At 42.5% G+C, this 12,221-nt stretch carries 14 protein-coding genes; 10 read left to right on the forward strand and 4 right to left on the reverse strand.

All coding sequences use genetic code 11. The annotated features are described in order from the left end of the window. Positions 1-32: 32 nt before the first annotated feature. Entirely contained in the window at positions 33-1,454 is a 1,422-nt protein-coding gene (locus tag HUJ22_RS10315) for a S8 family serine peptidase (protein WP_290878266.1), read from the forward strand. Between the two features lie 113 nt (positions 1,455-1,567). Here the strand turns inward: HUJ22_RS10315 and HUJ22_RS10320 are convergent, their stop codons facing one another. From HUJ22_RS10320 to HUJ22_RS10335, 4 genes are all read right to left on the reverse strand, one after another. Next, the gene (locus tag HUJ22_RS10320) at positions 1,568-1,918 is read right to left on the reverse strand and encodes a hypothetical protein (protein ID WP_290876967.1); all 351 of its coding nucleotides are present in this window, start codon (positions 1,916-1,918) and stop codon (positions 1,568-1,570) included. A 146-nt stretch (positions 1,919-2,064) separates the two neighbouring features. Beyond that, positions 2,065-2,571, reverse strand: a complete 507-nt coding sequence (locus HUJ22_RS10325) for a histidine phosphatase family protein (protein ID WP_290876970.1) — start codon at positions 2,569-2,571, stop codon at positions 2,065-2,067. Next, positions 2,568-3,491, reverse strand: coding sequence for a YihY/virulence factor BrkB family protein (locus tag HUJ22_RS10330; RefSeq protein WP_290876973.1), 924 nt, complete (start codon positions 3,489-3,491; stop codon positions 2,568-2,570). Before HUJ22_RS10330 ends, HUJ22_RS10325 begins: the two co-directional genes overlap by 4 nt. A gap of 105 nt (positions 3,492-3,596) precedes the next feature. Further along, positions 3,597-4,898 (reverse strand): MATE family efflux transporter, encoded by a 1,302-nt coding sequence (locus HUJ22_RS10335; RefSeq protein ID WP_290876975.1) that lies wholly within the window; start codon positions 4,896-4,898, stop codon positions 3,597-3,599. Positions 4,899-5,074: 176 nt separating this feature from the next. On the opposite strand from HUJ22_RS10335, the gene HUJ22_RS10340 reads away from it, so the two are divergent. The 9 genes from HUJ22_RS10340 (at position 5,075) to polX (ending at position 12,165) form a co-directional block, all read left to right on the forward strand. Beyond that, positions 5,075-5,548, forward strand: coding sequence for a hypothetical protein (locus tag HUJ22_RS10340; protein WP_290876978.1), 474 nt, complete (start codon positions 5,075-5,077; stop codon positions 5,546-5,548). Further along, on the forward strand, positions 5,548-6,408 hold the full coding sequence (locus HUJ22_RS10345; protein WP_290876981.1) for a hypothetical protein: 861 nt from the start codon (positions 5,548-5,550) through the stop codon (positions 6,406-6,408). The genes HUJ22_RS10340 and HUJ22_RS10345 overlap by 1 nt, the downstream gene beginning before the upstream one ends. Positions 6,409-6,494: 86 nt before the next feature. Continuing rightward, complete coding sequence (gene rsmD, locus HUJ22_RS10350) at positions 6,495-7,049, forward strand: 16S rRNA (guanine(966)-N(2))-methyltransferase RsmD (RefSeq protein WP_290876984.1); 555 nt, start codon at positions 6,495-6,497, stop codon at positions 7,047-7,049. Positions 7,050-7,106: 57 nt separating this feature from the next. Continuing rightward, positions 7,107-7,598, forward strand: a complete 492-nt coding sequence (gene coaD, locus HUJ22_RS10355) for a pantetheine-phosphate adenylyltransferase (protein WP_290876987.1) — start codon at positions 7,107-7,109, stop codon at positions 7,596-7,598. A gap of 109 nt (positions 7,599-7,707) precedes the next feature. After that, complete coding sequence (locus HUJ22_RS10360; RefSeq protein WP_290876990.1) at positions 7,708-8,901, forward strand: pyridoxal phosphate-dependent aminotransferase; 1,194 nt, start codon at positions 7,708-7,710, stop codon at positions 8,899-8,901. A gap of 69 nt (positions 8,902-8,970) precedes the next feature. After that, positions 8,971-9,264 carry an FmdB family zinc ribbon protein gene (locus tag HUJ22_RS10365; RefSeq protein WP_290876992.1) on the forward strand — a complete coding sequence of 98 codons (294 nt, stop codon included), beginning with the start codon at positions 8,971-8,973 and terminating at the stop codon, positions 9,262-9,264. 101 nt (positions 9,265-9,365) lie between these two features. Beyond that, the gene (locus HUJ22_RS10370; RefSeq protein ID WP_290876995.1) at positions 9,366-9,938 is read left to right on the forward strand and encodes a hypothetical protein; all 573 of its coding nucleotides are present in this window, start codon (positions 9,366-9,368) and stop codon (positions 9,936-9,938) included. After that, positions 9,931-10,296: a YraN family protein gene (locus tag HUJ22_RS10375; protein ID WP_290876998.1), complete on the forward strand. Its 366-nt coding sequence runs from the start codon at positions 9,931-9,933 to the stop codon at positions 10,294-10,296. Before HUJ22_RS10370 ends, HUJ22_RS10375 begins: the two co-directional genes overlap by 8 nt. Positions 10,297-10,404: 108 nt before the next feature. Next, entirely contained in the window at positions 10,405-12,165 is a 1,761-nt protein-coding gene (gene polX / locus HUJ22_RS10380; protein WP_290877000.1) for a DNA polymerase/3'-5' exonuclease PolX, read from the forward strand. Positions 12,166-12,221: the final 56 nt, after the last annotated feature.

The following is a 12,221-nucleotide window of genomic DNA, read 5'->3' on the forward strand; positions in this document are numbered from 1 at the left end:
GTGATACAAATGTTATAAAAGGTGAATATATAATCTTATTCAAAAATCAATTTGAAAACCGTATCAGCGAAGCTATTGCACAACAGTCAAATGTGTTAATAGAGCAAGTACGACAAGATTTCAATATTCGCAAAGATTCTATCATGCATAGATATAAATATGCTCTAAAAGGTTTTTCCGCTAAACTAACAAAAAACCAAGTTGAAGCTTTAGAGAAGGATGCTCGAATATTAAAAGTTAAGCCAAATAAGTTGTATAGCCTAGGATACATAAAAAATAAGACTCGTTTAAAATCAGATAATCATGTTTTAAAAAATAATCTAAACATTAATCAAACAATTCCATGGGGCGTAACAAGAGTAGGTGGGCCTCTAGACGGAACTGGAAAAAAAGCATGGATTTTGGATACCGGAATTGATTTAGATCATCCGGATTTAAATGTGGATGTGGCGAATAGCGTTTCTTTTATTGCGACGGAACCCGCTGATGATGGGAATGGTCACGGAACACACGTAGCTGGCATTATCGCTGCTAAGAATAACTCTCAAGATGTCGTAGGGGTGGCAGCTGGTGCAACTGTTGTGGCAATAAAAGTTTGTTATGATGAATCACCGGGACCGGGTGAAGATCAATGTCCCGAAAGCAGCTTACTAAATGGCATTGATTATATTACAAATAATGCAGCTCCTGGTGATGTTGTTAATATCAGTATTTGGGGGCCAATAGATACAGATTTGGACAATGCAGTTATAAACGCAGCAAACAATGGGGTAAGACTCACTTTGATTTCGGGGAATGCAGGCTCAAACGCAAATGATTATTCTCCTGGAAGAGCTAATCACTCAAACATTTGGACTGTTTCCGCTCATGACAATAATGATAATTTTGCTTCATTTTCCAACTATGGAAATCCACCAATAGAATACTCAAACCCAGGCGTTGACATTCCTTCATTATGGAAAAACGGTAATACAAAAACTATAGATGGCACCTCTATGGCTGCTCCTCACGTAGCCGGCATTTTATTGGCGACCGGGCAGGAGCCATACACAAACAAACAGGTAAATAACGATCCTGACAGCAACCCAGACCCTATAGCTTCCAGTGAACCGTATGTAGGCAGTCCCTATGTAATCGGCAGCGTGCAAAATGATCACCCGAAATTGGACTGGTCTGCCACCGAAGGCGCATATGAATATGAAATACACCGTAAAGTAGGCTCTTCAACCACATGGGGACTATGGGCTACAATAAGCTCAACTTCCTATGTAGACATGATGACTTCTGATCCTGATTTACGTGTAATGTCTTCACCTCCAAGCAGCCCTGACGGCTGGGTGGCATATAAAGTCCGGGCCGTTCATCAAGATGGGTTCTTCAGCTTTTTCAGCAATATTGTTTATTATGAATTAAGCGATGGAACTATCGTTCCTCATTCAACATCTTCGAAATAATGCAGAGTAAAGGTTAACCTTTAAGCTATCAAACAAAAAATCCCACAGGCTAACCCTGCGGGATTTTTATATACTTATTTGTAAAAGCAAAAATAGGAGGAAAGAAGATTCTTTTACTCCGTTATATCATACACTTCTTTTAAAATAGCTTTGGCGTTGGCGTCTTTGCCTTGCATTACCCGGTGCTGCAGGTTGGTAATGATTTCCGGCTCGGCCTTCTCATACGCCATTTCTTTGGCACTCTCCTCGGTATTGGTGCGTATCAGTTCGTAAATATCGTCGGCACGGACAACACTGTAGATTTTGTCATCATTAAAAGCGTGCGAGCGTAATTCTTCAAATTCCGAGAACACACGCGGAAAGTCTTCACTGTCTTCGGCACGCGTGATGATTTCAACATGCTCCGGCCCTTCAGCGCTTAATGGAGTTTTGCAGAGATAGAAAAAATTTTGTTGGTATTGCATCTGCTGTATATGATTGGGTTGAATTTTTTAACTCTGGGAATATAACAAATCGAGGGAATTATTGTGAGATTTTAGGGATAGGTTTTAGACGAGAGGTGTTAGGTGTTAGTGGCAAGGCCTAAAACCTAACACCTGACACCTCGTCTCTATTTTTTTAGGACTTTGGGGATCATCATCCACTTAATCTGGCAGGTGGCGGGGGCTACTGCTTCCCAGATTTCTGCAAAGCTTTCCAGGCAAACGAGGGCAGCTGTGGGCATGCGCAGTGCTGTTTTTTGTCCGGCTCCCGCTAAAATTCCGGCCGTATTTTCCATAAGCGGGTTATGCCCCACCAGCATAATTCTTTCATACTCATCCGAAGCCGTTTGGATAGCTGCAATATAGTCTTGTACGGAGCCATAGTATAAATCTTCGTTCCAGCTAATCTGGCCCTCTTCTATTTTGGCGGCCTCCCTGATAAGCTGTGTTGTTTCTTTCGCTCTTTGTGCCGGAGACGAAATAACCATTCCGGGTTTATAGTTACTTTCCATGATGAACCGGCCCATCATGGGAGCGTCATTCAGTCCCCTTTCTTCCAGCGGGCGGTCAAAATCTTTAAGTTCAGGATTATCCCAGCCCGATTTGGCATGGCGCATTAATAGTATCTGTTTCATTCTGTGCTCGTTTTCTTATTATTTGGGGCATAATCAACTACTTTAAACTTTCGGGCAAATCTTCCGGCTTGTATTTCACGATCATTCCGTTCCGCCAATGCCTTTACCAGCTCAATGCCGAAAAATATAATAATACTGGAATAGTACACCCACAACATCAAAATTATTACGGAAGAAGACGCCCCGGAAAGTTGGTTCAGCGGACTGTTCCCGATAATCATTCCAACCCCAAATTTCCCAATCACGAGAAGCAAAGTGGTTACCAGGCTGCCATAAATAAGTGCCCGCCACTGCACCTTTACATCCGGAAGAATATAAAACATTGAAAGTATCGCCACAAAAATCATGGCTATGGTAAGTAGGTTACTCCCTATTACCGTCAGCACCAAATTGACGGATTCAAAATGAGTGGAAAGCAAGTCAAATGAAGAAACCAATAAGGTGTCCAAAACAAGTGAAGTTATCATGGCAATCCCGAGAAGTACAATCATTCCAAATGCCATGAAACGGTCAATAAGGAGTTTCCAAACCCCTACTTCAGATTTTATCATCACTTTAAAAATCCGGTTGAAGGAATCCTGAAATTGAACAAAAACGGTAGTAGCTGACACAATTAAGAAACCCACACTTATAATCAGGTACAAAACACTTTGATTTTCAGTCTGAATAGTTTCAACCAATAACATTACAGCCTCAGAACTCTGCTGCCCGATGGTTTCATTTAAGAAACCGGTCAGCTCCCTCATCACGCTTTCATTCCCGACAAAAATCCCTGCGGTATACACGGCAATCATCACAATGGGAGCGATCGAGAACAAGGTATAAAAGGAAACGGCAGCACTATACTGAAAGCCATTGTCTTCCATAAAAGCCCTGAAGCTTTTTAATAATGTATCTGTCGCCTCTTTTAAAAAATTCATGCCTGTTTATTTAATTACATCAATGCAAGTATATGGATTAAATGTAATATCACCGCATACCATTCAGCTTAGAGAATGGTTCAAAGCCCGGTAGTGGTAATAACATCAGGAAGCCGAACCAAAAATCCTTGTTGGTGCATAAGCTGACAGAATCACTCCCCTGGCAACCATAAAAGCCGTCATTGCCATCCAAAGGGCATGTATACCTGCAAACGGTTCACTGATAAAATATACCGGGACGAAAACGAGGGCGGTCGCAATCAGCATGGAATTACGCATGGCTCCGGTTGCCGTAGCTCCAATGTAAACACCGTCCCAAATAAAGCAGATGCTATTCACTACGGGAGCTACAATCAACCAAATAACCACCGTGGCGGCTACAGCGATTACATTTTCCTTGTCAGTAAAAAGGGCAATAATTTCTGTATCAAATAGTGCATAAGTGATGGTTCCAAGTAACCCCAACCCAATTCCCCATAACATATTTGCCTTTACCGCTGATTTAAGCCTGTTGTTATCCTCTGCCCCCTTAAATCTGCCGACCAGGCTTTCAGCAGCATAAGCAAAGCCATCTGTTCCATATGAGCTGATATACCACATTTGTAACAAAATAGTGTTTGCAGCCAATACCACGTCCCCCATTTCTGCCGATTTTGCCGTAAAAAAAGCATAGGAGAAAATCAGGCATAAGGTGCGAATAACGATATCCCGATTAACTGAAAAGAACTTCTTTAGCTCTTCGGTTTCTATGAGTTCATTCCATTGTATATTTAATTTTACCCCGCCGTATTTTTTCTTATAAAGGATGATTGCAAGCCCCAAAGCCAGGAAGCTGGCAACTAAACTCCCGGCAGCCACCCCATCTACTGTCATATTAAACCGGAACACAAAAATCAGATTTAGCACAATATTTACAATGTTTAAGAAAATTGTGACCATCATGGGGTAGGTAGAGTTTTGCATGCCCAGAAACCAACCGTTCAGCCCAAACAATGCGAGGGTAGCCGGCGCCGCAAAAATACGTATATGGTAGTACAGGCGGGTATATTCCTCCACTTCAGGGGAAGCATTCACAAGATATAAGGAAATCTCGATGAGCGGGTACTGAATAAGCAGGATGAATGCACTGCTTGCAGCGGCTACCAGCAATACCCGAAATAAAATAATGCGGGTTTTACGCTCTTGCTGTGCTCCGTAAGCCTGTGCAACCATACCGGTTGTACCCATGCGAAGAAAGCCAAAACCCCAAAAAATGAAATCAAAAATAATGCTTCCCACAGCAATGGCTCCCAGGTAATAAACGTGCTCTAAATGCCCTACAACCGCGGTATCAATAGCTCCAAGGAGCGGAACAGACAGATTGCTAATGATATTAGGGATTGCGAGTCGGAGTATTTGCCGGTTCAAATAAACAGTGATTTAGGGGGTTAAAATTGGCAGCTTAAAATAACAGCTGAAAAAGAAATATGAATTCATATTTTTGAATGCTTTAGAAAGTTGCATATCTATGGGTGTGCGTGTATTTTCTTTCTCCGAAATTTTATTGGGACAGAAACATAATTATTTAACTCATTGCTTTTCACATGGACATTGATACACGTAATAAAATTCTTACAATAGTACTTGGAATCATCATTCTTGGGCTTACTTACTGGCTTTATGATTCATTGGTAACTCCCTACCAGGAAGTTAAAGAGAGGGAAGCCATGACTGAGAAAGTCCGGCAGCGGATGTTAGATACCAAAGATGCTCTCATTCAGTATGAAAACCGTCATGATACTTTTCCGCCAACAGAAGGCGGTCTTGACAGTCTGGTTAAATTTCTGAAAACCGACTCCATGATGATTGCTATGGCTGATACTCTTTTTGGGAAAACCTTTGATGTTTTCAATCCGGATTCACTGGTATATTCTCCCCGGCCTCCTTTTCCAAAATTTGAATACACATTGAACGACACTCTTCGCCCTCAGATATATCTGCTCGAAGATCCGGGTTCTGACGATACGATAGGAAGTCTCGAACGTACTACGATGCGTAATGCTCCAAACTGGAATTAATGGATGACGCTTCTGCAAATTTAGGTGTTTGTTTTTTCTCGGATCGCCTCTTTTATTCGATCAATGATCCGGAAAAAGACAAGCACCTTTTTCGTATAGGCTCCTTCGACTTTAATTTCAATGTAATTGACGCTATTACCCGTCAGCACAAAGATCACTTTCCGCACATCCTCTCTACCTTCGACCGCTTCCGTACCGATCATAATATAAAATCAGTCCGGGCTCTTACCCATCCCGCTCACGAATGCTGGACGGTTTTCCCAAAAGTAGTGTACGACAATGCCGATGAGCGTGAAGATCATCTCGCCATCTTGATGAAAGGGGTAGAACGTGAACACATTGAACCTACCTGGCACGGGCTTCATAACGGTGAATACAAGTTTTTATCCGTTCGACGCCGAAATCTTATGGCAGGATTCGATGAACTGACTACCCAGGTTGCCACTACCGATTTTAACAGTGATTTTGAAATGGCACACAAATGGTCTGCATTCTCAAAGCCCGGAGGATCTTTCCTTATGATTGGCTGTCACGAAAATGTTATTTCCATTACCTCTTTTTTACTAGGGAAATTCAGAGCCGCTACTTACATCTCTTTTGATCAGCCCGAAGACCTCCCTTATCATTGGTTGCAGCATTCAGCCAATTCAAGCTGGATGCGCGGAATTCACGAAACCATTTACCTTTTTGGGCATCAGTGCCACGAAGTAGAACAAGCTCTTCAGGGTTTTTGGGATGATTCTGCTGAAATAACCAAACTCAATTCCCTCGAAGCCATTGGTGTTCAGGCCGAAGAAAAAACCTACGGGTTTGACCTCGCCGCCGCTTTTCCCGCTATCCTCCTCAGCCTCGATTTTTGAATTGGAATGTTAAATGCTCAGTTTTAAATGTTAAATTAAAGGAGACTTTCATTTAACATTTAAAACTTAAAATCACTCGTTCCGCCATGCGGATAATTACCGGAAAATTAAAAGGACGTCACTTTAACATCCCAAAAGGACTGGATGTACGTCCCACTACCGATCGTACGAAGGAAAGCATTTTCAACCTGATTGAAGCTCGCGTTTTCATGGAGGGGACCATTATTTTAGACCTTTTTGCAGGTTCGGGAAACCTTGGCTTTGAGGCTATTTCGCGTGGGGCCAAACACGTGACGGCCGTAGAGCAAGATCCTCAAAATGTAAAACAGATTGAAAAAACGGCCAAGCAGTTTGATATCGACAAACAAATGCGCATCGTTTGCTCTGATGTGCAGCGTTTCCTGAATGGCATGGCAACCCCTCATCATTTTATCTTTTGTGACCCCCCTTACGACTATCCTTTTTTGGATGAAATGATTGAACAGGTGCTATCCGAAAATTGGCTAACCGATGAAGGCTGGCTTATGCTGGAACACGACAAATACAAAGATTTCACCGATCACCCGCATTGTTCTTTTTCTAAAGCTTATGGCAGAACCATTGTTAGCATCTTTGAAAAGCATCCGGTAGATTCAAAATAGGATTATGTACATTGTTTCGATTAATAGATTTTTGATTTGAACAGCTAAATCACACGTATGAAAACAATTGCCTTATACCCCGGTTCTTTCGACCCTATGACCAATGGGCACCTCGATATCCTTGAGCGTGCCACCAAATTATTTGACCGTGTAATTGTGACTGTAGCAGTAAATAATCGTAAGGAAGCTGTCTTTTCAGGGGATGAGCGTATTGAACTTATAGAAACTTGTATAGCCGGTAAAGAGTGGAGTAAGAACGTTGAAGTAAAACAATTTACAGGATTGCTTGTTGATCACGCAAAAAAGATGAATGCAAATACCTTGGTTCGTGGCGTTCGGCAAATTTCAGATTTTGAATACGAATTCCGTATGGCTCTCACCAACAAAAGGCTGGCTCCAAATATAGACACTGTTTTTCTGATGCCGGACGAAGAATTTACTTTCATCTCTGCATCTATTGTTAAAGAAGTAGCCTACTGGGATGGGGACTTGAGTTCCTTTGTACCTAAAGCGGTAGCTGAAGCCCTGAAGAAGAAATTTAGGAAATAAGGAATTAAAGATTATTCTCTTATCTGCCTATCAACTTATTTCCTGTCAACGTCTTATATTCATTACACCCTCAGGATAATCTCACACACTTATATCATTTTTTAAATACATGATCTCAACACGTGCACAAAATTTACAGCCATCAGCCACCCTTAAAGTCACCGGCCGTGCCAAAGAACTGAAGCGACAGGGCAAATCCATTGTTTCCCTAAGTGCGGGGGAACCCGACTTTAAAACTCCAAAACATATTTGTGATGCCGCTATCAAAGCTATTGAAGATGGCTTTCACGGTTACACCATGAATCCGGGTACTCCTGAATTACGAGAAGCTATTTGTGCAAAGTTAAAAAGGGATAACAACCTGGACTACGATCCTTCACAAATTATCTGTTCCAATGGTGCCAAACAGTCCGTTGGCTTCAGCATTCTTGCATTGGTTAATCCCGGTGATGAAGTGATCATTCCTTCCCCTTACTGGGTTTCCTATCCCGAAATGACTCGCTTGGCCGAGGGTACCTCTGTAGTTGTCCGCACTTCTTTTGAGAACAATTTTAAACTAACCCCGGAGCAACTTGAAGATGCCATTACCGACAAAACCAAAGCACTGATTTTGTGCTCTCCATCCAACCCTACCGGGGCTCAATACACCAAAGAAGAACTTGAAGGATTAGCCGGCGTGTTAAGAAAGTATCCTCAGGTGTATGTGATTTCCGATGAAATCTATGAGTATATCGTATTTGAAGGCGAGCACGTAAGCATTTTAAATGTAGCACCTGATTTAAAAGACCGTGTAATTTTAATCAACGGATTCTCCAAAGGATTTGCCATGACCGGATGGAGGCTGGGATACCTTGCAGCTCATCATGATATTGTAAACGCAGTTTCCAAAATTCAAAGTCAGGAGACTTCGGCTCCCTCCTCCATTTCTCAAAAAGCCGGTGAAGCTGCTTACACCGGGAATTTGGACGAAGTCAAAGCCATGCGGGATCAGTTCAAAAAACGCCGCGATTATCTGGTTAAAGCCTTGAATGCAATAGACGGCATAAACTGCTTTACCCCGGGAGGTGCCTTCTATGTATTTCCTGACATCTCTCACTATATCGGCACCAAAAAACCCGATGGCTCTGCCATTGAATCCTCTACCGATCTCTGCCTATACTTGCTCGATGAATTCGGGCTGGCCCTTGTTCCGGGTGATGCCTTCGGTGAACCCAACGGCATCCGCCTGAGTTATGCTGCATCTATGGACGATCTTAAAGAAGCAATGGATAGATTGGGGAAAGGACTGGCAGATTTGACTTAAAGAATGCAAAATGGCATAAAATTTGATAGACCCTATTCGTAAATCATCAATTTAAAATCATCAATCAAAATGCCCACTTACGAATATAAAAGAGAAGACGGAACCACTTTTGAGATTGTCCAGAAAATGAGTGAAGATGCCCTGACAACTTGTCCAACTACCGGGCAAAAAGTAAAGCGGATCATTTCCGGCGGTGGCGGAGTGGTTTATAAAGGCGAAGGCTGGTACGTGACTGATTACAAAGATGGCGGACGGAAATCAGCTTCAACTCCACCCGCTGATTCTACTGAAAATGGTGCTTCAGAGTCTAAAGCCGTGACGCCAAAAAATGATTCGGCAAAAGAAACTAAGTCAACCCAGTAACCTTTTGAATATTCAATAACCAACCCGGAATAATCAATATCCAAGTGTCTTCTGTATTGATTATTGGATATTGATTATTGGATATTGGATATTCTATAACCATGAAACACTCGCCAGCATATCAGGAAGCACTCGACCAATTTGTTCTACTTTGGGGTGAAATGGCATCCGCATGGGGCATCAACAAAACCATGTCTCAGATCCATGCTTTGCTCTACGCTGAATCTCACCCGCTGGACACTGATACCATTATGGAAACCCTGGGAATCAGCCGGGGAAATGCCAACATGAACCTCCGGCGCTTGCTGGACTGGGAACTCATTCATAAAGAACATTATAAGGGAGATCGAAAAGATTACTTCTCTGCCGAAACCGATGTTTGGAAGATTGTATCAACCATTATTCGGGAACGACAACAGCGAGAAATTGCGCCAATTCGTGAAAACCTTCAGAAGTGTTTGGAAACTCTTGAGGCGGGCGGGCTTAATGATGAAGAAAGTAAGGAATTCAAAGTACGTATTGAGAACTATATGGAGTTTCTCGAAATGTTTGAGCGCTTTACTGATGCACTGTTGCCATATATCAACAAAAAGAATTTGGGTTTCCTGAAACAACTTGTGAAACTCGTGGAAGTAAAAGAATCATTGACCGGAAAGAAGAAAGAGAATGACTAAAAAGTCACACCGAGAAATTGGCAATGAAGCCGAAGAATTAGCCTGTGTTTACCTGGAGTCTAAAGGCTGGAGAATCCTTGAACGAAATTACTTTTTCGAACATGCTGAAGTAGATATAGTAGCTTATGATGATACAGCCATTGTTTTTGTAGAAGTAAAAATGAGGTCTTCCACTAAATTTGGCCAACCGATGGAATATGTTACCGAAGAAAAAGTTAAAAATGTATTCAAAGCCTCTGAAGCCTGGATGTATGAACGAAAGATGGAAGGATCTCCCATGCGGTTTGATATCATCGGCATTGTGCAAAAAAAGAATGAAGCCCCGGAATTTAATCATATAGAAGATGCATTTAGATAGGTAAAAAGATTAGGTTTTAGGTGCGAGGTGTTAGGTTTTAGAAAAAGCACTAACACCTAAAACCTCGCATCTTATTTCAATATTTTAAATACCCAATTCAAAATTTCCATGCCCTATACCAACGACCAAATAGCCGACCTGCTCCGGGAAGTTTCCCAGCTGATGCAGCTTGCCGGGGAAAACCGCTTCAAAGTAATTGCCTTCGATAAAGCAGCCCAGACCATTGAGGGGCTTGGAGAAGACATCAATGACTACATCGAAGAGAAAAACTTAACGGATATTAAAGGAGTTGGGAAATCTATTGCGGAAGACATTTATGCGTTGGTTGAAACCGGGAAAATGCCCGTACTGGAAGCCTTCAAAGAAAAAGTACCTGAAGGTTTGATTCCCTGGCTGAATATTTCCGGACTGGGACCTAAAAATGCTTATAAAATTCACAAAGAATTGGGTATCAGCACGCTGGATGAGCTTAAGGAAAAACTTGCAGATGGCTCAGTGGCTTCACTGTCGGGACTGGGACAAAAATCAGCCGAGAAAATCCAGAAATCCATTGAATGGATGGAGAAGTTTGACGAACGCTGCCGTCTCGACCAAGCTGAGGAAATAGCAGAGGCCATCATGAAAAGCCTAAAAGATCTGGAGGGCGTTCAGCAAATTGAAGTGGCCGGTTCCTACCGGCGCGGACTCGAAACCATTGGGGATATAGATATTCTTATTGCTGCTGAAAAAGATCACATTGAATCACTTTTTGACGTGTTCATCAATCATGAAAGAGTGACTGATATATTAGGTAAAGGTGATACCAAAAGCTCCGTTCGCACTAAAGAGGGCCGTCAGGTTGACCTGAGGATTGTATCTCCCAAAGAATTCCCGGCCGCATTAATGTACTTCACCGGCAGCAAGGAGCATAATGTGGTTATGCGCCAGCGTGCCCGTGAGCGTGGAATGGGCCTGAATGAATATGGGCTTTTTAAACTGAATTCAGAGGGTGAAACGGATTTTGACCAACCTGTGGAGTTTTCAAGTGAAGCCGATATATACGAGAAATTGGGACTTCATTTTGTTCCGCCGGAGTTGCGGGAAAATCGAGGCGAGTTTGAGATTTATGAACAACAGGAAGCATTCGATTTGGTTACAGATAATGATATTCGCGGAGTCATCCATGCCCACAGTACCTGGAGTGATGGAAAATATTCTATCAAGGAAATGGCCGAAGCTTGTATGGAACGGGGATATGAATATTTGGGGATTACTGATCATTCCAAAACTGCTGCGTATGCCGGCGGACTTTCGGTGGACGAAATCAAACAGCAGTGGGACGAAATTGATGTCCTTAACGAAGAATTCAAAAGTACCGGAAAGAATTTCGTAATTTTTAAAGGTATTGAATCTGATATCCTTACCGATGGTTCTTTGGATTATGAGGATGATATACTCGAAGGCTTTGATTTTGTGATTGCCAGCGTACACCAATCGCTGAATATGCCTCGTGAAGAAATGATGGAGCGAATGCGAAATGCCATCAAAAATCCATTTACCCGAATTTTGGGCCATCCAACCGGACGTTTACTGCTTAAACGAAACGGCAGCGACCTAGACCTGAATGAGCTGATTGCCCTTGCCGCAGAATACAACACAGCCATCGAAATAAACGCCAACCCACTCCGGCTGGATCTCGACTGGCGATTTGGCAACAAGGCCCGGGAAGTGGGTTTAATGACCTCCATCAACCCTGATGCTCATACCATTGATGGGATAGACGATATCCCTTATGGCGTCCGCATTGCCCGAAAAGGAAAATATGAGAAAGATCGCGTGCTGAATGCTAAGGGACCGGAGGAGGTCAGAGCTTTTTTTGAGGCCAGATAGTCAATTTTTGTTATTTCAGTAATTGACTACCTTTGTCCTCTGACTTTTCAATCCTA

This window comes from Gracilimonas sp. (assembly GCF_014762685.1).
Classification (GTDB): domain Bacteria; phylum Bacteroidota; class Rhodothermia; order Balneolales; family Balneolaceae; genus Gracilimonas.